This window comes from Terrimonas alba (assembly GCF_042434975.1).
In the GTDB taxonomy this organism is placed as follows: domain Bacteria; phylum Bacteroidota; class Bacteroidia; order Chitinophagales; family Chitinophagaceae; genus Terrimonas_B; species Terrimonas_B alba.
On sequence record NZ_JBHMQM010000006.1, the window covers coordinates 387,241 to 410,674 of the forward strand.

The following is a 23,434-nucleotide window of genomic DNA, read 5'->3' on the forward strand; positions in this document are numbered from 1 at the left end:
GGCATATTTGAATAGAGGAAATCGAACTTAAAGTCACAGAGGGGTGAAGAAGATGTTCAAAGACCATTTACCTGATAGTCATGAAGCCCGGGGGATTCAGCACTTAATCCCCTTGGATCTTTGTATGTTAATGTATCGCATACTGTTGACTATGCTTCTTTTTATCATAGTCTTTTTTGAACATAACGGCGAGAAGCAACATCGATAAAGTTGCCGTAATCCCCCAGGGAAAACCTAGAAAAAGCAGGCGTTCTGAATAATTTGGATAAAAATAAACAACTGCAATTAAAGGGGTAACAAGTGCGTTGGCTAAGAAAGATAGCCTAACCCATTTTTGAAATCCACTTTTCTCAAATACCGGGATCGCCATTAATGTTGCCAGGCCCATAAATATATATCCGATAGCATCAAAGTTCCAAAACAAGGAATGGGGCGTTTGCTCAAGTAGCCGGACCTGTTCTATATTTCCTTTAAGCTTCATAGGAATTACCGTAGCCAACTGGACTACATAATTGGCCGTAACAAAAACTGCATACACGACTGAAAAAATAAGCGCCGCATGACTCCAAAACTTTTTGGCAGGTGGTGACAGGTAATGAAATGCAAGCATCTCAAGAACAAACGGCACAACTATTAAAAGAGACGTTGTATAAATTAGAATTTCATCCAAGGGGTAATTAAGAACACGGATCACCTGTAGAACCTGGACGATAACATATGCAAGTGTTGAGGCAAAGGCAATGAAGCCGGCCCAAAAACCTATCTTATATATCGCATGGTTGACTATCATTTTCCTTTAATTGTTGGTGTCTACTTTTTCATATTCGAAACAGAATTTCCTTCCTGTACCACTCGCAAAATAAACCAACCGCGGATGCACTTAAAATGCTTTATACAACAGGGGACGATTATCCCTCTTTATAATTATCTTTTTTTGTCGCATTTCTCTAACGATTTGGTCAGCCACGGATTTAATACCCACTGTATCGGCCGGCTGGTCAAAGTTCCTGATTTGAATCACCGATTTTGGCTCCAACGAACCCAAATCGAACAAAATACTTTCCCAGGCGAAGCGAGCATCGATTCCGGGCCCACTACTTTTGATTTGATCCAGCCGTGGCCTATAACTCCATATTCGTTTGTAGTAATACTCACTATTATATTTTTCTCCGCTTATTTTTTTGTTTGCCAGTTGCTTGTCAATCAGGGCAACGACTAATACAGCATCAATGCCACTGTCACATAAGGCCCGATAGGTGGACTCAGCACTCAAATTTCTCAACCCACCCGGTCCATACTCTTTCATTGTCGAAACCGAATTATAACCTAACGCAAAAAATTGGGCAGCTGTATATTGTTCCAGGAAAAGCCTGAGCGAATCGTTGCCATCCTCCATAATCACGGCAATCATTACCCTGTCGTAAGACACAGGAAGTGCTGTTTCAGACTTCCATACAGTCACCACCTGTTTTGGCAGGCAGCCTTGTAACTGTATGCTGAAAAAAACAATGCTGGCGATTAACCTGTTCATTTTATAAAACAGCAAAATAGCCGGATGTGCAAGACTTTATTAATGACTGCTGTTATCCTTAATAGTGATTACTGTCATTTAGCCCGTATTGTGCCGGATGTCAACCAGGACTTAAAAATGCCAAAGCATTTGCGTCCTTATATGATTCGGCTATAAATCCTGAAAACTAAAATCATTAACTCCGGTTGCGCCTTTTAATAACGATTGACAGGGATCACAATCATTGGCCCGCATGATTGCAGTCATTACAAAGGAAGGGGCATTAGCAATACTTTTAAAAAAAATAGGTATGGAAAGAATATTGCTGGCTATAGACGCTGTCAATCCCGATAAGGGTGCATTGGAATTTGCCTGCTATCTTGGCAAATTGACAAAGTCGAAAATTACCGGGGTGTTTTTAGAAAATATGGTTGCCCGGGACCAGCCGGTATCAGTCACAAGCCATGAAAAAACAGATCCTGACTTTCAAGGCCAACCTGTTGGGCACGTGACAAAAATAGACTTGATCGAAAAAAATATTCTTCTATTTAAAGAGAGGTGTGTAAAGGAAGAAGCCATGCACAATGTGCACCGGGATCGGGGTATGCCTGCCGGTGAAGTGATTGCAGAAAGCCGGTTTGCAGATGTTCTTGTAGTTGACTCCGAAACTTCATTTAAAAAACATTATGAAGGAAGTCCCACTGAGTTCGTCAAAACCGTTCTTAAAAAAGCTGAATGCCCGGTTATTATTGCTCCTGAAAGCTTTGAAGAAGTAGATGAAATTGTGTTTGCCTATAACAACACTCCTTCTTCGGTGTTCGCTCTTAAATTATTTACGTACCTGTTTCCTCAATTTCATGATAAAAAAATTACAATCCTTCAGGCAAATGAAACCGGCTACTGGCAAGATCCCGACAGGTATCATTTTACTGAATGGCTGAAGGAACACTACATTCATTCCGGATTTGAAGCAGTAAAAGGAGATGCTGACACGGTTCTCCTGGACTGCCTTCTTAAGCGAAAAAATATTTTCCTGGTAATGGGGGCCTATGGCAGAAATACCGTTTCAACTCTTTTTAAACCCAGCAGTGCCGATTTATTAATCAGAACTATAACGGCCCCAATATTTATAGCACATTTGTAAAATAATATAAAGACTCATTGTTGTCCGGCTAACTTATTTAACTCTTTGCCGATCAAGACCTCCCTCAACCCCCTCTCCAAAGGAGATGGGGCGTAGAAGATGAAAAGCGAAATATTAAAATCACATGATCTTATTATGACGACTATTCCTGCAAATTCGCTTTAATAGCATTATTGATATTGTATATACACCGGTTGCGGATAGAGATTAAGTACTTCTTTCGGTTGCATCAATGTCCCCGGCCCATTTTTTTTATCATTCTTATAAAATAGTTTAAAACCGGTGAACTGAACAGGTTGATCCGAAATCCAATATTTATAAGTGGATTTTTTTTGAGAAGGCGGACCAAATCCCCATATTCATCACTATTTGAACTTCAGGACAAGTTTTAATTTTTCTGATAATTAGTTACCATATTCTGTGTGAAGCGATGTACAACAAGCATTTTTTGGGGGGAAGGTTATTTTCTTTTACTAACCGGGACAAATAAGCAGAGGCAAAATTTATATCCGCTGCATTAAAAGTCCCGATGCCACTACAGGGTACTTCGCGTTGCCAGTTTCAACACTCTATCAATTTGGGAAAAGGGCATGCGCAGCCTGTATTTATTGTCCTTTCCCCGGCTTCGTTGTGCCGTTACGACAATATAATGGAGGGCCGGTTGCACCGGAATTAAAGTATCAGTAAGCTGCCAGGACTGCAATTCCTGCTGCAGCTTATGAAGCATCTGTTCTTCGGGCAATTCACCAAGAATGCCCATGCGGGCAGAATAGTAATTACCATAATAGGCAATAATCCTTTTAAATGGAAGAATAGCTCCCGGCAAAGGATAGGCGGTCCTGGCCGGCCATTTACCGGAAGGTCTGTTATGGACAAGATGCAACAATATCCGATTATACAATACTGTATCTAACAATCCGGAAGAATCAGCATTTTGAAGATTATATTGAAGTCGGCTGTCTTTCAAAGAATGATCAACGATCAGGCCTGGTTCATTTCTACCCGTCCCCTCGCTGCAAAATTTAAAGGCCAGTAAAAACAAACATATCAAACCTGTTATTACAACCCGGATACTAATCTTTGACTTATCATCTATGATGTTTTGTGATCCTTTCATACTTACATCTTCTGCATCGTTTAAAAAAGAAAACAATAACAAAAATCATTCTTTATGAATGAGAATAATCAATAATCCAAGTGATACCATTCAGTACATTTGAAAAGGCTGAAAGTAGCCTTCTTCATTGAAAAGCATATGACAAATTCTTTACCAGAACTGAACGGTGTGACATAACGGACGTAAAGTTTGGTTGCTTTACTGTTCAATCCTTTTGCGGATTATCCGGACATGGGTTCAAAAGAAGCTGCCCGGAAGGCCGGGTTCGGTAAGGAATTAAGAGGGACCTGTTTTTTACGTAATCACAGCGATAGAAACGACAGGCGATTTTTCAGAATAAGTGGCTCATGCAACATTTGAAGAGAAGTCCGGTTTTCCCGATAACTCAGCCACTAAGAATGACCAGATTGGGCCCGAAAGAAGGATTGGGTTCTTTTTTTTTTTTTTTAGTACATTAGTAGTAGTCTCTCAGGAACCATATTTTCCGGGTCGGTTGTATGCAAAACCCTCCACTCAATATGGATATTTTAAAAAATGACCTTCTCAACGCATTGTGCAATAACTTAAAGGAAGGAGTTGCAATCGCCAGTGCCACAACCGGCCAAATTGTTTTCTGCAATGATACCTGGCTTGAACTATTTGATCTTGAATCCATAAGTGAAATGGACATGGGGAGATTGAACAATTGGAGAAAAATAAAAACTACTGAAGCAGAGACCCGGGCTCGTATAAGTGAAGCGGACGAAAAGGGTATTTTCATTGAAGAAGTCGAATACACTTCAAAAGCGGGCCATTCCTTTTGGGGGGAGGTATCAATCAGGCCATTTTGGAACAAAGGTGAACATTATTACCTGATAGGTATTGACCCCATCGACAAAATGAAGGAAGGGGAACAAAAGATTGCGCAGGAGCGGCAACGCTTTGATGCGCTGCTCGAGTATGCGAGCCTGGGCGTTATAGAAACTAATTGCCACGCTGAAATTATAAATGTGAACCCCTTTGCTTTAAGCTTATTCGGCTATGAAAGAAATGAACTGATAAATAAGAAAATTGAGCTTTTAATCCCTTCCCGCTTTCATTCACGTCATGTAGAACATCGGCGGGAATATATTCAACATTCAAGAAACAGGCCAATGGGAGTAGGTATGGACCTTTTTGCCATTAAAAAAAATGGTACCGAATTCCCGGTTGAAGTGAGCCTGAGCAGTTATAACAAAAATGGAGATAAATGTGTGATTGCTTTCGTCAGCGACATCTCCATACGCAAAGAGGCTGAACGGGTAGCCCGGCAGCTCAATGACAAACTGGAAGAAACGGTCAATCAACGGACAAAGGAACTAAAACAAGCTATCCAGGAACTGGAACTATCCAAAGACGAGCTTTCTAAATCGCTGGAAAAAGAAAAAGAACTAAGCGAGTTAAAATCCCGGTTTGTATCAATGGCTTCCCATGAATTCCGCACCCCTCTTAGCACGGTTCTGTCTTCAGCTTATTTGCTGCAAAAATATACTTCAGGCGAAGATCAGCCCAAGCGTGAAAGACATTTGAAACGGATCATTTCTTCGGTAAATATGTTAACCGATATTCTTAACGATTTTCTGAGCGTAGGAAAAATTGAAGAAGGTAAATCCATGTCAGACCGGAAGAGTTCAATATCCGGGAGTTGATCATCTCAATAATCAGCGAGATAAAAAATAATCAGAAAAAAGGCCAGAAAGTCCGGTACGATCATGAAGGCGATTCGGGGGTATTCCTCGATCCTTCCTTACTAAAGCACATTGTCATGAACCTGGTATCTAATGCAAGCAAGTTTTCACCCGAGGCCAGCCCCATCGAAATTAAAACCGTCAACAAGGGTGAACAAATTGTTCTTTCTGTGAGCGATCACGGGATTGGCATATCTAAAGAAGATCAAAAGCACCTGATGGAGCGATTCTTCAGGGGGGCTAATGTGACCAACATTCAAGGTACCGGACTCGGACTGCATATTATATCCAAATATGCAGAACTGATGAAGGGCGTCGTTGAATGCCGGAGCGAATTAGGAAAAGGTACCGACTTTACAATAACTTTTACCACTAAAAAAGATCGCCATGAGAAAGATTTTGCTTATTGAAGACAACGAAGATATCCGCAGCAATACAGCTGAAATACTGGAATTGTCTAATTATCACGTAATCGTAGCAGAGAACGGCAAAATTGGCGTAGCGAAAGCACTGGAGGACAGGCCGGATTTGATAATCTGTGATATCATGATGCCGGAATTGGATGGATATGGAGTACTTCATGCTATTCAGCATAATGATGCTATAAAAAATACGCCATTTATTTTTTTAACCGCAAAAACCGAACGTAATGATTTTCGGAAAGGAATGGAATTGGGTGCTGATGATTATCTCACAAAGCCATTTGATGGAACGGAATTACTGAATGCAGTAAGCAGCCGCCTTAAGAAGATAGACCTGTTAAAAAAAGACCTTGGCCCCGGCATCGAAGGTCTGCAACATTTGCTGGGAACCTCATCCGGTAAAGATGTATTACAGGAGCTAACAGAGGGCCGGAATATAAACCACTATAAAAGAAAACAGGTAATTTACTCCGAGGGAAATCATCCCAACCGCCTGTACTATGTATTAAAGGGGAAAGTGAAAACTTATAAAACCAATGAAGACGGTAAAGATTTAGTGACAGACCTCTTCAGTGCCGGCGATTTTGTTGGCCATGTCGCCTTGCTGGAAGCATCTACGTATAAGGACACCGCTGAAGCAATTGAGGATACAGAACTGGCTGTAATTCCCAAAGAAGATTTTGACGAACTGATAAATAAAAACCAGGAAGTCACGAGAAAATTTGTACAACTACTCGCAAAAAATGTTTCTGAAAAAGAAAAGCAATTATTGGGGCTTGCTTATAATTCCCTTCGGAAGAAAGTTGCTGATGCTATTTTACTTATTCAGAAGAAATACCAGCAAAACAAAGATGAGAATTTCGTTATTGACATCAGCAGAGAGAATCTCGCAACAATTGCGGGCACGGCAACGGAGTCGCTCATCCGCACACTTAGTGATTTTAAAACTGAGAAATTAATTGACATAAGCGACGGCCATATATGTATTATCAATCAGAAAAAACTGGAAAATCTGTTAAACTAAATGCACGCATCGTAGTGGTATACTTCCCGGATTGCTGCAACCAATTCAACATTTTCATGAAAGACAGCTATCTTTTTTTCGAGATCAAATTTTCCGGAGCCGCCTGGTATTCTAAGAGATAATTATTGAATTCAAGTTTCAGCTTATTAAATTGTCGTTCCGCATTGCTTATATTTTTCCGTATGGTCTTAAGATTTTCTGTCAACTTATTCATGATGGTGCCATTTTCGAAAATTTCCCTGATCAGCAATTTGTCAAATACGGCGATATCGCTCTGTAAAAAACGAATCAGGTCATCTTCTCTTACAAACGAATTTTGAAAAGCTTCAGCCTTCATCAACAGATCGTTGCTAATATCAGTTTTGAGAATCTCTGACAGCCTGTTTTTAAGATGGATATTTTCCTCTTTCATAAAACCCAGCACTCTCTTCCACATATCGCTCTCATGCTTCAATTGCTGTAATTTAAAATTTGGCATACAACCCGGTTTTACTGTTTCCATAGCCTGGTATAGTTAATACGGAATAAAAATTTATCATCAATAAAAATAGTTTATCACCATTCTCCTTGTAAGAATCTATATCAGTCTTTCTGGTGATATATATCACTCCCATGATGGGGCGTAGCCGGAAATGTTGTTGAATAATAATGCCCCGCCATGCAGTGTGGCGGGGTATAAATCATTGAGCAGATAGCCTATTTTACCGCGATATGCTTTGCTGCAGTTTTTTTGGCTTCTTCCTTCCGTGGCAGGGAGATTTTTAATACACCATCCTCATACCTGGCATCGATCTTTTCTTTATTTACTTCATCAGGCAGGGTAAAGCTCCGGCTGAAAGAGGAGTAGCTATATTCTTTGCGGGTAAACTTCTTTTCTTTTTCTTCCTTTGTTTCTTCCTTTTCAGAACTGATCGTTAACATATTGCCCTCCACATCAATTTTAAAATCTTCCTTTTTCATGCCGGGTGCAGCCAGTGATACAAGGTAATCATCCTTTTGTTCGGTGATATTTACGGCAGGTGTATTCATTACACGCCCCCAGGAACCGGCGTTATCAAACCACTCGTTCCAGGGTTTGAAAAAATCATCAAATACTGACGGCATCCTTTCGGATAATCTGGATAATTGAGTTCCCATAATTTTTCTTTTTATATTGAAAAATACTGTTTGCGTCACAAATGTATCGTCTTATACCAGCTCACATCAAAGACAATGGTCAGTTTGATGAATGAGATTCGTCAGGAAACGAATAATGACATTATCCACCTTATTGTTTTTAGCAATGCTGAAAAACTGTAAGTCAGGAAATAATTTCTTTTTGCCGGTCAATTGGATATCAGTATTACCAGGGGTATAGCAACATAGTGATCCATAAAATCATCGTTTCACCTAACAGGGATCATTATCCGCTGCCAGGCCATAGTTTTGAGCGTATTAATCTTTTGGGATATGAAACAAATATCAGTCCCCACAGACTTTAGCCATGTTTGTTGAAAAAGATAAGACTGATGCTGACAGCCACACATATAATACCGGCCAACCGGACCATTACATCAATTTTTTAAAGAGCATATTTCCGGGGTGTTGCTTTCAAAGGAGAGTTGCTGGAAGGAAATGATTTTGAAGAAGCCATTGAAAAATATGATGAAAAGAATAAGGTGGATATCATTGCCATGATAACTTATTCTAAAGGCTTTATAGATAGATTATTGAAGAAAAGTATAACGAAAAAAATGGCATTCCATTCCAGGATACCCGTGCCTGCCGTTCTCGCAAAATAATTATTCAAGGTTAAAAAATAAGTGGTAAATAGTGCAACAATTGCCAGAAAATTAAATAACATGTCTTCTTCATTGGCTTTAAATTTATCCGGTTTTTTAGGATGCGCTGTAACTATTTTTTTTGCAGGTAAGAAACTTTCCTGGTATGGTGATTTACTAGCAGAAAAGACAGGTTGGGGAAAAGCATGGGTTGGTCTTATTTTAATGGCATCGGTAACATCATTACCAGAACTGACGGTGGGGATCAGTTCATCGGCCATCATTCAGTCTGCCGACCTGGCAGTGGGCAATGTGCTTGGCAGTTGTGCTTTTAACCTGGGTATTTTGGCATTGATGGATGCTTTTGTACCAAAACACAGACACATCTTTGCTGTTGCATCCACGAGTCATGTCATGGCGGCCGCTCTTGGTATCATCCTGCTGGCCCTGGTGGGCTTCGGCTTGTTTCTGAATGAAAAAGTAGTACTGATCTCCTGGATTGGACTCACTTCTGTAATCTTTATTATCATATATTTTATTTCTATCCGACTAATGTTTTTGCATGAGAAAAGATATTTGATGCGTGCAGAAGTAATGACTTATTACCCGGCTGCTGAAAAAAAACAGCTATCATTCCGCCTAATTGTTTCCCGCTTCATAGTATATGCAGTTATCATTGTCTTGAGCGGATTAGCCTTGCCTTATTTTGCCGAACACATAGCGGAACAAACGGGCATGAAAACATCTTTTGTGGGAACACTTTTTTTAGCCGGATCTACGTCTCTTCCTGAAATTGCGGTTTCCCTGGCAGCCGTTCGCATGGGAGGCATTGATCTTTCGGTAGGCAATCTTTTAGGAAGTAATATCTTCAATATTTTTACCCTGGCTATTAATGACATATTTTATACAAAAGGGCATATACTCAAGCATGCCGATCAAAGTAACCTGGTTTCAGTCTTCAGCGCTATTCTAATGTCAGCAATTGTCATCATCGGGCTTACTTATCGCACTGAGGGAAAACGTTATAAACTGGCCTGGGATGCTGCGCTGATTTTCCTGGTTTATATAATCAACATGATCCTCTTATATAATTTAAGCTAACGACCCGGTCCGGTTAAAACATACAACTTTTCATAATATTCTATTGCCATCCTGTTACTGTCAAATTGTGGAATGATGTCTTTCATGCCATTCTTAATAATAGATTGCCATTGCAGGGGATTGTCATAATACATCGGGATCACTTCATTTTCCAGCAGATCATATAGGCTGTCGGCATCTGCTTCATCCTGCAGATGAACCGGTAAACCGGTTTCAGCAGGGGGAATGATAAAGCTGTTAATCCTGTTTTTTGCAAACTCGGGAAACCAGCCGTCAGGAATGGAAACATTGATGGCCCCGTTCATAGCTGCCGACATACCGCTGGTGCCGGACGCTTCATGCGTAAGCCGCGGATTATTTAACCATACATCGGCGCCCGCCTTCAGCAATTTTGAAAGTTTCATTTCATAACCTGTGAGAATGGCGCAATTAGAATAGGTTTTGCAGATATTCACTATCCGGTCAAATAAAGCAATGGCGGCATAGTCTACAGGGTAAGGCTTTCCTGCCCAGATGATCTGCACCGGCCTGTTCACATTAGCAACCAATTGCTGGAAACGATCCATATTATTAAGTAAAAGCTCCGGTCGCTTATAACCGCCAAACCGTTTAGCAAATACGATGGTCAAAATATTCTCATCATAGATCTCACCATCCTGGTCGGCCACTTCTTCAAACAAAAGACGTTTGCATTGTTTTTTTCTTTTTATCAGGGCATCGTCATCATTTGCCGTCAAAGCTTTATACATTTCTGCATCAGCCCAGTAAGAAAAGTTTTGTGCATTGGTGATAGGAATAATGTCGCAGGTGCCCTCGTAAGATTTCCAGGTTTTACAAAGTGTCTGATGGTGCAATTTGGATACACCATTAGCTTTTCCCGACATCCTGATAGCTGTTAACGTATGATCTAACATGCTATTTTCCATCCGGGTTATTTTTTTTATTTCTTCAATTGAAACGTCGCAAAAAAAACCAAGTTTCATCAGCAACGATATATCTGTTCTTTCATTCCCTCCAGGCTCGGGAGTATGATTGGTAAAGACAAGACGTTTCTTCACTTCATCCAATATCTTATACTTGTTTAGCAAATGAAATGCAAGAGGAAGGGCATGAGATTCGTTCAGGTGATAAACTTCGGGCAACCAGTTTATCTTTTCCAGCAATTTAGCGCCGCCTTCCCCCAATAAGATGGCAGCCGCAATCTTCGTTTCGGGATTGGAATCGTATAACCGGTGGCAAATAGTTTTTGACAGGTAATCGTTCTCAGGAATATCTGTGCTTAGAAAAAAAACAGGCGCCGTATTAAATACTTCGGGTGGCAGATACCAGGCTGTTACAAACACATCATGCCCGGAAACGCTGACGGTAAACTTAATATCGGTCTTTTTTAAAAAACCATATACTTTTTCCTGGAACAAAACATCCATTGTTTGATCCTGCTTGCGCACCTGGTTGTAATAACCATATTTCCAGAGAATGCCAATTCCAACCATATTTTGCCGCAACTCACAGGCGCTGCGCAGATGGGAACCCGCCAAAAAACCTAAACCGCCTGCGTAGGTTTTTAAAGGCTGATGAATGCCAAATTCCATGCAGAAATAGGCGACTCTTTTTTTGTAATCAGGATGGACCTCGTATGGGTAAGTAAAGGAAAAACTCATGAACGGATAAATGCATTTAATAAACTACTATCCGGCTGTGCGGATTTGTAACTGGCTGCGTCGCTTTAGGTATCATCACCTGCAGCATTCCATTCTTGTATTCAGCACTCATAAACTCAGCGTCTGCGTTGGGCGGCAGGGTGATACGTCTTTCAAAGCATGCATAGTTGAATTCATGCAGCTTAAAATCTGACCTTTTTTTAAGCCGGGCTTCTTTGCGCAGCACACGAATAAATAAAACATTGCTATCAATATGTATAAGGAAGTCTTCTCTCTTTAATCCCGGCATAGCAATCTCTATCCTGAACGTATCAGCCAGTTCCTCGATATTCGCAGGCGGCAAAAACATATCGCCTTCATGAAAGTGACGCAACTCTTCATCTATATGCTCCTCCTTCAGCAAAGGCACATATCTCCCTGGATAGGAATAATGGATATCACAGGTAATTTCGTTGTGCATGCTACTTTTTATTATCTCGCTAACAAATTAAGATAAACCCGTTACCCGGGAGAATGATTTTGATAATCCTGTGTAATGATATCTGTCACATAAACTTTTAGTTAACAATCGTTGTTCTTTTTGCTTCTCTTGTTTCTACTAAAGTAGCCGGCTTACTATCCGTTCTTTTTCCCATAATAGCTTCCAGGTCTTCTTTAAATATTATTTCCTTCTTCAGTAAAAGCTCCGCTACCTTTTTTAATGACTCTTTATTTTGATGCAAAAGATCCTTTGTCCTGCTATAAGCATCATTCACTAATTTTCTTACCTCTTCATCTATCAGTTTGGCTGTTTCTTCGCTATATGGCTTTTGAATGCCCATATCCCGTTGGCCGGTTGAATCATAATAGCTGATATTACCAATTTTTTCATTGAACCCATAGTACACCACCATCATGTAAGCTTCTTTCGTTACCTTTTCCAGGTCATCCAGTGCTCCTGAAGAAACATCGCCAAACACAATTTCCTCCGCAGCCCTGCCACCCAGGGTGGCACAAATATGTTCCGTAAAAGCCGTTTTGCTTCTCAGTTGCTTTTCTTCCGGCAAATACCAGGCTGCTCCCAAAGATTTACCGCGGGGAATGATAGAAACTTTAACCAGCGGATCTACATTTTTCAAGAGCCAGCTGGCTACAGCATGCCCGGCTTCATGGTAGGCAATGATCTTTTTTTCTTCCGGCGAAATGATCTTGCTCTTCTTTTCAACCCCAGCTACTATCCTGTCAATGGCGTCTAAAAAATCCGCTTTATCAATTTTTGCCTTTTTCTTTCTTGCTGCTATCAGGGCTGCTTCGTTGCAGATATTGGCAATATCCGCACCTGAAAAGCCGGGGGTTTGAGATGCAAGAAAAGATATATCGATAGACTGCTCCAATACAAGGGGCCGAAGATGTACTTTAAAAATTTCTTCCCTTTCTTTCATATTTGGAAGCTCCAGGTAAATATGCCGGTCGAACCTGCCTGGCCTGAGCAATGCCGGGTCAAGCATATCTGCCCGGTTTGTAGCAGCCAACACAATAACACCAGTGTTGGTGCCAAAGCCATCCATTTCCGTTAATAATTGATTCAGGGTACTTTCTCTTTCGTCATTCGCACCGCTCAGAAAAGCTCCTTTACCTCTCGACCTGCCGATAGCATCTATCTCATCGATAAAGACAATGCAGGGTGCTTTTTCCTTTGCCCGTTTAAACAAATCTCTCACCCTTGATGCACCTACCCCAACGAACATTTCTACAAACTCAGAACCCGAGATGCTGAAAAAGGGAACCTGGGCTTCACCGGCTACTGCTTTTGCCAACAGTGTTTTACCGGTACCGGGCGGGCCAACTATTATTACTCCTTTGGGGATCTTTGCACCCAACCTTGTAAATGATTCGGGGCTCTTAAGAAAATCAACAATCTCCTTTACTTCCATTTCGGCCTCTTCCAGTCCCGCCACGTCTTCAAAGGTGACATTACTTTTTTCCTTCTCCACTAATGTAGCAGTGCTTCTTCCAAAATTAAAGATGGATGTGTTTCCGCCTGCTCCGCCGCCGACCGATCTTCGAATTATGAAACTCCATAGGGCATACAAAAAAATCAGCGGCAATACCCACGCCACTATGCTCCAAAACCAATTGCTTTTTTTAACATAACTCACCGGAATTTTTTCGCTTGTCGGGCTATCTTTTTCTGCCGCTTCCAGTTTGTGTTCCAGTAACTCTCCAGAACCAATGTAAAAATAATAATGCGGTCCCGGGTTAATACCCTTGCCCACAGCTGGTTTTAATGCATCTTTAAACAGCGAATCGTTGGCCAGTTCGGCTTTGATATACACTTCGGCCTTTTCACCATTCACCACCACGATCTTTTCAACGGCCTTGTGATTCAGCATATCTCTTTCAAACTGCTGCCAGGTTATTTCTTTAACACCAGAAATGGTATTGAGCAAAACAGGAAGTAAAAATAATCCAATGATAACAAGCCAGATCAGCCACCAGTTCACGCCTCTGCCCTGATTTAAAAAATTCTTTCTCTTATTCCGCTTAGTTGGCGCCATGTTATTACCAGGCTGTTTCATCATGTAAAGATTGTATACATGATGATTTGTATAGTATGATTCTTGTCAGCAGAGACAATGATATGTTTCATTGTTTTCTGGTAATGTTTCATAATAAATTTATCTATCTGGATATTGGAAGTATCCAAAATCCAGGGAGATTAAAGTAGAAAATAGTGCCTGCAAAAAGACATGAAAACTACTGTATTGTGGAACCGGCGGCTGCCGGTTCCGTTTTTTTTATTTTACCGACATGAACGTTTTTCAACAACTGCCACATACCGCTGATATCCGTCTGCGGGCAGATAAACGGCGAAGAAATAAAACTGCTTTATGATGTGGCCCACAATATTGCAAAATTGAAGAGCACCATTCATAAATTTTTGAACATTTTTTTCATCCTACCTGGTGATCAGAAAGAAAAAGCCCAGGTCCAAATCATCCGCATTGTTTGAACCTGCACTATAATAAATAATCTTATGTGACAAACAAAGTGAAAGTCATTATCACAATCATAATGCAATCTGATTACAATCATTTTCTTTCTAATGATGGAAACTAAACTTTGTAAGCATCAAAAGCCCCATTATGAGAAAAATATTCTTTGTTGTATTCAGTATGCTTTTCTGCATTTCACTATTCTCCCAAAAAACAGAACCCACTCATCAATTGTCAAAGCAGGATTATCTGCGTAAAAGTAAAAATCAAAAAACGGCTGCCTGGATTTTGACTGCCGGCGGCGGCGCTATGGTGGTTACAGGCTTGGTGTTTATTAGTTCCAACTGGGATTACTTCGAGTCGGAAGGAATAGGAACGGGATTATTAATAGGAGGCGCCGCTGCTGTTACCGGTGGAATTATATTATTCAATGCGTCAAAAAAAAATAAGCAAAACGCAACACAGTCTGATGTAGCCCTCAACTTGAAATGGGAGAATGCTAAACCTATCCGGAATGTAACATTGAAAAATAATTTTTACCCTGCTTTGTCATTAAAGATCGGGTTTAACTAAATGCTTGAAAGCACTTTTCTTAATCCACCTTTGAACTATGCAATTATAATATGAAAAAGATACTACTTGGAATAGCGGCGGGATTGATGAGTATTTACGTATTCAGCCAGCAGAAAGAGCCAGTGCAGGCATTGACAAAACAGGACTACCTGCAAAAAAGCAAGAACCAAAAAACGATTGGCTGGGTTTTATTGGGAGGCGGTACCATTATGGCTGTGGTTGGGGCAATCACATTCAATAGTACTTATGATAGTGATTCATATACTGCCACAGATGCAGGAGGCTTCCTTTTACTCGGAGGGATTGTTGCTGATTTAGCAAGCATCCCTTTTTTTATAGGCTCGGCTAAAAATGCACGCAAGGCTGCCACTATCAGTTTCAACAATCAACGGATACTGATTCCCCATTTTCATTCCTTAGTTGCAAAAGCACAGCCTTCTGTCACTATAAAAATCGGGATATAATTTTTTCTATGAAGTAAACCCTGGTTATGAAAAAGATTCTAGTTATAACGCTGACTTTTATTATTGGCAATAGTGTCTTTGGCCAACAAACTGAACCAGCGCTGGCATTGACAAAACAGGACTACCTGCAAAAAAGCAAAAATCAGAAAACCGCCGCATGGATAATGCTGGGCGGCGGGGCCGTCATGTCAACAGGAGCAATAATCTGGGCTGTCAATAACCTTTTTGAACCCGACCAGGGAGAAAGTGTGTTATTTTTTGCAGGCCTTGGTTCGATGGCAGGAAGCATACCTCTGTTCATTGCCTCAGGCAGGAATAAACGCAAAGCAGCGACTATATCGCTAAATCTGAAACTGGAAAACTCCACGGTAATTCAGAGTGCCGGAATAAGCAGGAATTATTTTCCGGCAGCATCTTTAAAAATCAGAATATAATTTCTTCTGTAAAATAAAGCTAGAGACTGTATGAAAAAGATTATAGTTATAACGCTGGCTTTCATTATTGCTAACAGCGCCTTCAGCCAGCAAACTGAACCGGCGCAGCCAATGACAAAACAGGACTACCTGCAAAAAAGCAAACGTCAGCAAAAGACCGCCTGGTTAATGCTTGGCGGGGGAACATTGGTAGCACTGGGCTCAATGTATTGGGCTCTTGATAGCTGGGCCAGTGAGTCAGGATCCGGGGATCATGGACAGCAATATTTTTTTATAGCAGGTGTTTGCGCCATGATGGGAAGCATCCCCATGTTCATCATCTCCGGCAATAATAAAAAGAAAGCCATATCTATGGCTATCAAGCTGAGACCTGGAAACATACAGGAACCAGGAGGAGGAGTTATAAAGTTTAAATATTATCCCGGTTTTTCTTTGAATGTAAGTATTAACTAAATAGCAATGCTTTTGTCTCCGATCGCTTCGGCAGCGGAAAATTAAAAAACCGTACAGCACTCCGCTGGGTACAAAAAAGATAAAACATCAAAAGCCTTTACTTTATTTTATAAAAAAGCTACTCATTAAATCCAGGCGCCTTAGAAAGACATGCCGCTTAGCAAAGCCAACAATTTCGCCTATGGGAGAGGGCTTCTGTTAGAGAAAATCGTGCAACTTTGCCTTGAAGATCGGCTCGGTATAAAATTGAGGCAGTTGATTCTCTTCCACTTTTCCCTCTTTCCTTTTCTTTCTTTTTTTGGAAACAGGTAACAGGTGAATGACCGGCGCCAGGTGCCGGTGTTTAAGCACGGCAGGTTTTTGAAGAGAATACATATTATCCATAAGACTGATTTTTGCTGATCAAATTTCGACTACACGGGGTTTGATAAAACTGATAGATATCAGGTGTGCTGATGAAGTTGGTTGGCAAAGGCAAAAAGGGAATTATACTGCTGTCTCCGGATGAACCATGACAACTATCAACATTGTTGGTGACTGCTTTCATTATGTCTTATTAACCAGGCATCTAAATTAGCGGCAGGTATCAGAATAAAATTTGACCGGGATAATGGATTGTATTGTATGGGTGCCCCCTGGCCTTTTTTGTTGTTGATTGACAGCTATTTTAACTGCTTTAAACATATCTTATGATTGAAAAAAAATTGTTTAGCGATCATATCAAAGAATATGAAGCCTGGTTTAAAAAATACCCATTTGTTTTTAAGTCAGAAGTCGCCGCTATAAAAAAGCTGTTGCCAAAAGCAAAAAGCCTTCGCGGCCTGGAGATCGGACCGGCCACCGGCAGATTTTCAAAAGCTCTTGGAATAAAAGAAGGGATAGAGCCTTCAGAAAAAATGAGGGACCTGGCGAAAAGAAAAGGAATCTTTGTTGTGAATGCATTAGCAGAAGATTTGCCCTATAAATCATTGCAGTTTGATTTTGTATTGATGAATTTCTGTATCAGCTATTTCGAAAATCTATCCCGGGCTTTTAAGGAGGCATTGCGGGTTTTAAAAAAAGGAGGCTGTTTGATCGTTGGATTTATTGATAAGGATGGCAAAATCGGCGAGCATTACCAGGACAAAAAATCATCAAGTATTTTCTATAAAGACGCACGATTTTATTCGGTCAATAAAATTAAAAAAGAATTAAGGAAAGCCGGCTTTACTGATTTACAATTCGTCCAAACGCTCTTTCATGACCTTAAAAAAATAAAAACTATTGAAATGCCTTTACCCGGATATGGCAAAGGCTCGTTTGTTATCATCAAGGCAAATACATAATACTCTCTCCTGACAATATAAATAATAAAACAGGGCAGGTCCGTTGGAACCCACCCTGCAATCAGCCGATACAGTTTTATTACTTTTTAAAGAGTTTATTCTGTAACGACCTATCTGATCCGGCTATAGTCCCGGTGAAGTCGGCAGTTTTTATCCTGCTTTACAGTCAGTCAGTTTATTCTGTCTTTTAAACAGCTATATCTGTCTTCCTTCTTAACCGACCTAACCCGAATCAAAACTTGCTTGAAGATAAATTAAACAATTGCCTTATTCATATGACATTTATCAATTCAACAAATGATTTTCATCATGATTAATATCTCGTAATAAGTATTACCCGGTCATAGTCTTTTAACCTGTCATTGTCCGTGAAATAAACCTGTCCCCCTTTTTCCAGCACTATTTCAATTAACTCGTCTACTGCGTCTGCCAGGATTCTATGGGGCTTTTTGGGTGGCCGTAGCCACAGGTGGGGATCGCTCTCAATTATAAATCCCGGGCAACGAAAATCTTTTTCCACTAATAACTTCAAGGCCCGTCCTTCTCCGGCTGCCTCCCAAATCTCCTGGATATCACTCATACCCAGGTGTTCTCCAATTTTCTGTTCAAATTCGTCTATCAATTGCTCCTGCTCGTCCCCTAAGTATGCCAGCATTGCCGGCCATACTACTTCAGCGAGCAATGTTGAATTTAAATGTGCATAATTGCCCGGTATGCTATTTATAATATTTCTTTCATGCCGCGAAACTTCTTTAAACCAGCTAAGGATTTTTTCTGACCCCAGCAATATAAGCGGTATATCATCTACCAGGTATGTATCCAGTAATTTATCAACCTGGTGGAAGAAGTTTTTAAATCTGATCGCCTCCAGTTCCGACGTGTCTTTTTCGAAATTTTTCACATGTGCGTGACCGGCATAAGAGGAGCTGCGAACGGGTTTTTCATAAACATAATCGTCTTTATATTCTATCGGCCAATTATTATCTTTTACTTCGGTAAGCTCTTTCCACCGGGCTTCAAAAAGACGTTCGTCCTTTTCTGTTAACATCAAAACATAGTAAGGTTTTGCGTAACTAATCATGTGTAAAAGATCCCGTATTTCAAAATTGTCATCTACCATTATTTTTTCTTTGACGGGAAACGGGAATTGCACGGCAAGCTTACTATTGGAAGAAATATATAACCCGATTCCCTCCATGTTGTGTATGAAATCAATGGACGCTAATAATTCATCCATTGAGAGAAGCAATGGTTCTATTTGCCGTTCGGCATATTTGTAGCGGAGTAATTGTTTGGCTTTATCCAAAGCCCGTTCTATTTCCAATCTATCTACTCTCCTTTCGGGTGAAATACGATGTGTGGGCACAATGACTGAAATACAAATATTCCCTCTTTCCTTTCGCAATTGTATCAGGTCCTCACCTGGGAGTTTTTCGTTTGCCATAACTTTTTCTTTTTATTTTTTTAAATCAGGTTTGCAGGCTTCCTATTTTTCTTTTTTGTACTTTCCTTTATGCTTCTTAAATGCTTCTACAGTTTCCCATGCCCTTGTATTATGAATATTTTCTTTTGTACACCATCCCCGCCTTGCGACGGAAACACCCAGCTCCATAAAATCATACTGACCCAGTGCATGCGCATCAGTGCTGATGGTAATCATAACACCTTTCTCAATAGCTTCCTTTACCAAATCATCTTTCAGATCGAGCCGGTCCGGTTGCGCATTGATTTCGATTGCCGTTCCGGTTTCCCCTAACTTTTTAAATAACTTTTTCCAGTCCACCGGATAAGCTTCCCGTTTGCCAATCAATCTGCCGCTTGGATGCCCGATGCAATGAACAAATGGATGCTCACAGGCTTTGATCAATCTCTCCGTATTGTCTCTATTAAACCCTGTATGAATAGAAGCTGTTACCCACTCGAATTGTTGCAGCAGATCATCGGGAAGATCCAAACTGCCATCCGCAAGAATATCTACCTCCACCCCTTTTTTAATAAACTCCCTTCCCAGTTTCTGATTGATCTTATTGATCTCGGCAAACTGTTTTCTGAATTCGCCGGGTTTCAAACCGCCGGCTACCCTCTCGCTGGGTGAATGATCGGTAATAACAATGTAATGGTAGTGTGGAAAATTTTTTAAAATATGTTTCGCTATTGTTTCAATCTTTTCTGCTCCATCGCTCCAGGTGCTATGCATTTGCATATCGCCCTTTATATCCTTTAGCTCAACAAGCCTGGGCAGTTTGTACTCCCTTGCCAGTTCAATCTCTCCTTTTTCCTCTCTGAGTTCCGGTGGGATATATTGCATATCGAACCATTCATAAATTTCTTCCTCAGTTGCTCCGGCCAACTTTTTATTGGTTTTTGCATCAAACACACCATACTCACTCAACTTCCACCCTTTGGCCTTGGCCCAGGATCTTAGCTTCACATTATGCTCTTTTGAACCGGTGAAATATAATAAAGCTGCGCCATATTCATCTTCATTCACAAGCCGTATATCAACCTGTGAATGTCCCTGTTTTAATAAAAAACTCACCTTAGTTTCCCCGCTTGCCAATACTCTTCCTACCTGGTCAAGCTTCAAAATCCTGCTCATGATCCTTTTCCAGTTTTTTCTTTGCGCACAGGCTATAATGTCGATGTCGCCTATTGTTTCCTTCCTGCGACGAAGGCTTCCCGCCAGTTCTGATTTTATGATCCCTTCTGTTTTTTTGATGGCAGCCAGTAATTCATTACCCCTATCCAGCGCCATGGATAATAACATTCGTTCCCGGCCTTCCTTAAAAAGTTTTAGTCCCCGCATCAAATTTTCAATTTTCCTTTCACCAAAGCCTCTCACGCCTTTTAACTTTCCTGTCTCTATCGCCGCAACTAATTCCTCTCTATTGTTGATGCCGATTTTTTTGTGCAAAAATTTGACAGTAGCGGGCCCAAAACCAGTTATATCCATTAATTCAAGCAAGCCTTCAGGCACTTCCATTTTTAATTTTTCATAAGCCCTGATCTTTCCGGTTTCTAAATATTCCATGATTTTTTCTGCAATACTTTCCCCGATGCCGCTTAATGCATCGAGCGATCCAACATCTGTAGCATATGCACTTATATCATCTTTTAATCCCCGCATAGTACGGGATGCGTTTTCGTAAGCAATAGTTCGAAAACGCTGGTTAACTCCCTGGTAACGATAACATCCGGCCATCCGGTGAAAGATATCTGCCAGCTCCCGGTTGTGGAATTTATTGTCTGCTAAAAAAGCTTGCTTCATAGCCAAAGCAACAAACTCTCCTACTCCCATCAAATGAGCAGTGTCAAAGAAATGATTGATAGCCGTCAGCCGGATCGATATGAGTGAATAGCTACCTTACCAATAATTATGACCAGGCAGGAGTCAATACAACTTTCACCCAATGCGATCAAAGTATTGCGAAGCCGCTACCTGTTGCGCAGCAATGGCGTGACTGAAACGCCGGAGCAACTATTCAGCAGAGTGGCCAAAGCAGTTGCAGCAGCAGAACTGAAATGGGGCACACAAAAGGATGCAGAAAAATGGGAGGAAGAGTTTTATACTATAATGGCTGACCTCGCATTTCTGCCTAATTCACCAACGCTGATGAACGCCGGAACAAAGCTGAACCAACTCAGCGCCTGTTTTGTATTGCCAGTCGAAGATAGCCTGGATCAAATTTTTTTGACGTTAAGACATGCTGCGATCATCCAACAAAGCGGCGGAGGTACGGGCTTTAATTTTTCTCACCTTCGCCCAAAAAATGATCCGCTCACATTGACGCAAGGAACAGCCTCTGGCCCGGTTTCATTTATGAAAGTTTTTAATGCAGCAACAGAACACGTTAAGCACGGCGGAAAAAGAAGAGGCGCAAACATGGGAATACTGAATATTGATCACCCCGATATTGAAGAGTTTATTGCTTTAAAAAAAGAAAAAAACACCCTGGCCAATTTCAATATCTCAGTTGGAGTCAGTGATGCGTTTATGAACGCAGTTGAAACAAATAAAGAATGGTCTCTTGTTCACCCGTGTAAGAAGGAAGCAATGAAAACAGTTCAGGCAAAAAAATTATGGAACGCCATCGTTGAATCTGCCTGGCAAACAGGAGATCCTGGACTGATCTTTATTGATACAATCAATAAAGCAAATCCAACGCCGGCATTAGGCAAAATAGAATCCACCAATCCGTGCGGGGAAGTACCACTACTCCCCTATGAGCCCTGCAATCTTGGCTCAATCAACCTGACAAAAATCTTAGGTGAGACTAATGGCAAAAACGCCATTGACTGGATAAAGCTGGAAAAAGCAGTAAGGACCGCTGTACGCTTTCTCGACAATATTGTTGAAATAAATAACTACCTGTTCCCCGAAATAAGTTCGATGGCTTTGGGAAACAGGAAAATTGGCCTCGGCGTAATGGGATGGGCTGAACTGCTGATACTGCTTGAAATACCCTATGCATCAGAAAAAGCAATTGACCTGGCCAGGTTAGTGATGAAGTTTATTCAGCAAAAAAGCATAGAAGCCTCAGCCGGGCTGGTAAAAACCAGGGGTGAATTTCCCAATTGGAAACAAAGCATCTATTATCCCCGAGTCAAAATGCGAAACGCTACCACGACAAGCATTGCACCAACAGGAACCATTTCAATTCTTGCTGATACTTCCTCATCCATCGAGCCTTTGTTTGCATTGGCTTTTCGTCGTCAGCATGTGCTGAATAATGAAACCTTATTTTCCATCAATGATCTATTCATCGATTATCTCAAAAAAAATCAGCTACATGTTGAAAAAATTCTTGATCAGGTTATTAAAGAGGGTGTAGCAGCGGGCATAAAAGAATTACCTGCACCAGCTAAAAACCTTTTTAAAACAGCACTGGAAATTCCTCCGTCCTGGCATTTGCGCCACCAACTGGCCTTTCAGCAATATACCGACAATGCCGTTTCAAAAACTATTAACCTGCCCGAAACAGCTTCTGCGGGAGAGATAGAAGAAATTTACAGATCGGCCTGGAAGCAAAAAGCAAAAGGAATTACCATTTTCCGAAGCCACTCAAAGAGTGAACAGGTGATGCAAGGAGGCATTGAGAATAGAGAAAAAGCCTGTATGTACTGTTTTACCGACGCAATTTAAGTAAGATCAAACCTGTGTTATTTTGAATTAGTGCTCTAATTACTGCAACCGGTAATTGAAATTTATACGAATCGCAACCAACATATTTGATAAGCATCATGCCAAGGGCTAATTGCTGTCATTGCTAAAAGATTAACAGGGTCATAGCTTTAGCTCATTTAAAAAAATCCGGCAATGCATATAGAAATCAACGACAACACTTCACTCAGGGAAATTCAGGAAGTCTTTTCCAGGTTCTACCCTTATCTCAAAATAGTATTTTACAGTAAGCATCATAAAAAATATGAACCGTCCGATGAAATGGACGAAATAGATCCAAACGTTCTCGTCGACGATATAAAGACCACGCATGTCTCAGGTGTCCTAGAAATCCTTCCCTTATATAAAGTTTCGGAGGTTGAAAAAGAATTCCAGCAACGCTTCGGGCTTTCAGTACAAATATTCCGTAAGGAAAAAAATGACTGGAAGCAAACCAAGGGGACAGATGATTTCACTTTAAAAGAGCTCAATGAAATAGGCCGCAATTCATCCGACGAATTCATTGTGCAGGATTATGAAGAAGGTTTTCAGCAAAATGAAGAAAAACCAGATAAGCTATACTAAAGTATCCAACACTACATAA

23 protein-coding genes are annotated in these 23,434 nt (G+C 40.8%); 12 read left to right on the top strand and 11 right to left on the bottom strand.

All coding sequences use genetic code 11. The features are described 5' to 3' along the window. Positions 1–127: 127 nt before the first annotated feature. Positions 128–790, bottom strand: a complete 663-nt coding sequence (locus ACFEL9_RS18905) for a hypothetical protein (RefSeq protein ID WP_385893529.1) — start codon at positions 788–790, stop codon at positions 128–130. Between the two features lie 90 nt (positions 791–880). Beyond that, positions 881–1,531 (bottom strand): hypothetical protein, encoded by a 651-nt coding sequence (locus tag ACFEL9_RS18910; protein WP_385893531.1) that lies wholly within the window; start codon positions 1,529–1,531, stop codon positions 881–883. A 289-nt stretch (positions 1,532–1,820) separates the two neighbouring features. Between ACFEL9_RS18910 and ACFEL9_RS18915 the strand changes: the two genes are divergently transcribed. Then, on the top strand, positions 1,821–2,654 hold the full coding sequence (locus tag ACFEL9_RS18915) for a hypothetical protein (protein WP_385893533.1): 834 nt from the start codon (positions 1,821–1,823) through the stop codon (positions 2,652–2,654). Between the two features lie 535 nt (positions 2,655–3,189). On the opposite strand, the gene ACFEL9_RS18920 is transcribed toward ACFEL9_RS18915, so the two are convergent. Further along, the gene (locus ACFEL9_RS18920) at positions 3,190–3,813 is read right to left on the bottom strand and encodes a hypothetical protein (protein ID WP_385893534.1); all 624 of its coding nucleotides are present in this window, start codon (positions 3,811–3,813) and stop codon (positions 3,190–3,192) included. Between the two features lie 476 nt (positions 3,814–4,289). Here ACFEL9_RS18920 and ACFEL9_RS18925 point away from each other — a divergent pair, with 476 nt between their 5' ends. From ACFEL9_RS18925 to ACFEL9_RS18935, 3 genes are read left to right on the top strand one after another with little or no spacing between them, the layout of a single operon-like run. Next, a complete protein-coding gene (locus ACFEL9_RS18925) occupies positions 4,290–5,438 on the top strand; it encodes a PAS domain-containing sensor histidine kinase (RefSeq protein WP_385893536.1) in 1,149 nt (382 codons plus the stop codon). After that, positions 5,435–5,887 carry a sensor histidine kinase gene (locus ACFEL9_RS18930; protein WP_385893538.1) on the top strand — a complete coding sequence of 151 codons (453 nt, stop codon included), beginning with the start codon at positions 5,435–5,437 and terminating at the stop codon, positions 5,885–5,887. The genes ACFEL9_RS18925 and ACFEL9_RS18930 overlap by 4 nt, the downstream gene beginning before the upstream one ends. Then, positions 5,865–6,923 carry a response regulator gene (locus ACFEL9_RS18935; RefSeq protein ID WP_385893540.1) on the top strand — a complete coding sequence of 353 codons (1,059 nt, stop codon included), beginning with the start codon at positions 5,865–5,867 and terminating at the stop codon, positions 6,921–6,923. Before ACFEL9_RS18930 ends, ACFEL9_RS18935 begins: the two co-directional genes overlap by 23 nt. A 67-nt stretch (positions 6,924–6,990) precedes the next feature. Here the strand turns inward: ACFEL9_RS18935 and ACFEL9_RS18940 are convergent, their stop codons facing one another. Both ACFEL9_RS18940 and ACFEL9_RS18945 read right to left on the bottom strand, forming a co-directional pair. Beyond that, the gene (locus ACFEL9_RS18940; RefSeq protein ID WP_385893541.1) at positions 6,991–7,401 is read right to left on the bottom strand and encodes a hypothetical protein; all 411 of its coding nucleotides are present in this window, start codon (positions 7,399–7,401) and stop codon (positions 6,991–6,993) included. Positions 7,402–7,619: 218 nt separating this feature from the next. Next, positions 7,620–8,060 (bottom strand): Hsp20/alpha crystallin family protein, encoded by a 441-nt coding sequence (locus ACFEL9_RS18945; RefSeq protein WP_385893543.1) that lies wholly within the window; start codon positions 8,058–8,060, stop codon positions 7,620–7,622. Positions 8,061–8,764: 704 nt separating this feature from the next. Here ACFEL9_RS18945 and ACFEL9_RS18950 point away from each other — a divergent pair. Next, the gene (locus tag ACFEL9_RS18950; RefSeq protein ID WP_385893545.1) at positions 8,765–9,784 is read left to right on the top strand and encodes a sodium:calcium antiporter; all 1,020 of its coding nucleotides are present in this window, start codon (positions 8,765–8,767) and stop codon (positions 9,782–9,784) included. On the opposite strand, the gene glgP is transcribed toward ACFEL9_RS18950, so the two are convergent. The 3 genes from glgP to ftsH all read right to left on the bottom strand — a co-directional run bounded on the left by glgP (position 9,781) and on the right by ftsH (position 14,006). Then, positions 9,781–11,445, bottom strand: a complete 1,665-nt coding sequence (glgP, locus tag ACFEL9_RS18955; RefSeq protein ID WP_385893547.1) for an alpha-glucan family phosphorylase — start codon at positions 11,443–11,445, stop codon at positions 9,781–9,783. The genes ACFEL9_RS18950 and glgP overlap by 4 nt on opposite strands. Before the next feature lie 16 nt (positions 11,446–11,461). Further along, positions 11,462–11,905, bottom strand: coding sequence for an Hsp20/alpha crystallin family protein (locus ACFEL9_RS18960; RefSeq protein WP_385893549.1), 444 nt, complete (start codon positions 11,903–11,905; stop codon positions 11,462–11,464). 97 nt (positions 11,906–12,002) lie between these two features. Then, positions 12,003–14,006 carry an ATP-dependent zinc metalloprotease FtsH gene (ftsH, locus tag ACFEL9_RS18965; RefSeq protein WP_385893551.1) on the bottom strand — a complete coding sequence of 668 codons (2,004 nt, stop codon included), beginning with the start codon at positions 14,004–14,006 and terminating at the stop codon, positions 12,003–12,005. Between the two features lie 564 nt (positions 14,007–14,570). On the opposite strand from ftsH, the gene ACFEL9_RS18970 reads away from it, so the two are divergent. From ACFEL9_RS18970 to ACFEL9_RS18985, 4 genes are read left to right on the top strand one after another with little or no spacing between them, the layout of a single operon-like run. Beyond that, positions 14,571–14,993: a hypothetical protein gene (locus ACFEL9_RS18970; protein WP_385893553.1), complete on the top strand. Its 423-nt coding sequence runs from the start codon at positions 14,571–14,573 to the stop codon at positions 14,991–14,993. 50 nt (positions 14,994–15,043) lie between these two features. Further along, on the top strand, positions 15,044–15,457 hold the full coding sequence (locus ACFEL9_RS18975) for a hypothetical protein (protein ID WP_385893555.1): 414 nt from the start codon (positions 15,044–15,046) through the stop codon (positions 15,455–15,457). A gap of 26 nt (positions 15,458–15,483) precedes the next feature. Continuing rightward, entirely contained in the window at positions 15,484–15,891 is a 408-nt protein-coding gene (locus ACFEL9_RS18980; protein ID WP_385893557.1) for a hypothetical protein, read from the top strand. A 30-nt stretch (positions 15,892–15,921) separates the two neighbouring features. After that, positions 15,922–16,344, top strand: coding sequence for a hypothetical protein (locus tag ACFEL9_RS18985; RefSeq protein WP_385893559.1), 423 nt, complete (start codon positions 15,922–15,924; stop codon positions 16,342–16,344). 198 nt (positions 16,345–16,542) lie between these two features. Here the strand turns inward: ACFEL9_RS18985 and ACFEL9_RS18990 are convergent, their stop codons facing one another. After that, positions 16,543–16,728, bottom strand: a complete 186-nt coding sequence (locus ACFEL9_RS18990) for a hypothetical protein (protein WP_385893561.1) — start codon at positions 16,726–16,728, stop codon at positions 16,543–16,545. 305 nt (positions 16,729–17,033) lie between these two features. Between ACFEL9_RS18990 and ACFEL9_RS18995 the strand changes: the two genes are divergently transcribed. Continuing rightward, the gene (locus tag ACFEL9_RS18995) at positions 17,034–17,669 is read left to right on the top strand and encodes a class I SAM-dependent methyltransferase (RefSeq protein ID WP_385893563.1); all 636 of its coding nucleotides are present in this window, start codon (positions 17,034–17,036) and stop codon (positions 17,667–17,669) included. Positions 17,670–17,982: 313 nt separating this feature from the next. Here the strand turns inward: ACFEL9_RS18995 and ACFEL9_RS19000 are convergent, their stop codons facing one another. Both ACFEL9_RS19000 and polX read right to left on the bottom strand, forming a co-directional pair. Continuing rightward, positions 17,983–19,113: a baeRF3 domain-containing protein gene (locus ACFEL9_RS19000; RefSeq protein WP_385893565.1), complete on the bottom strand. Its 1,131-nt coding sequence runs from the start codon at positions 19,111–19,113 to the stop codon at positions 17,983–17,985. Positions 19,114–19,155: 42 nt separating this feature from the next. Further along, entirely contained in the window at positions 19,156–20,937 is a 1,782-nt protein-coding gene (polX, locus tag ACFEL9_RS19005) for a DNA polymerase/3'-5' exonuclease PolX (RefSeq protein WP_385893567.1), read from the bottom strand. Positions 20,938–21,045: 108 nt separating this feature from the next. Here polX and ACFEL9_RS19010 point away from each other — a divergent pair, with 108 nt between their 5' ends. Further along, positions 21,046–22,812, top strand: coding sequence for an adenosylcobalamin-dependent ribonucleoside-diphosphate reductase (locus ACFEL9_RS19010; RefSeq protein ID WP_385893569.1), 1,767 nt, complete (start codon positions 21,046–21,048; stop codon positions 22,810–22,812). A 174-nt stretch (positions 22,813–22,986) separates the two neighbouring features. Continuing rightward, positions 22,987–23,415, top strand: coding sequence for a hypothetical protein (locus tag ACFEL9_RS19015; protein ID WP_385893571.1), 429 nt, complete (start codon positions 22,987–22,989; stop codon positions 23,413–23,415). Positions 23,416–23,434: the final 19 nt, after the last annotated feature.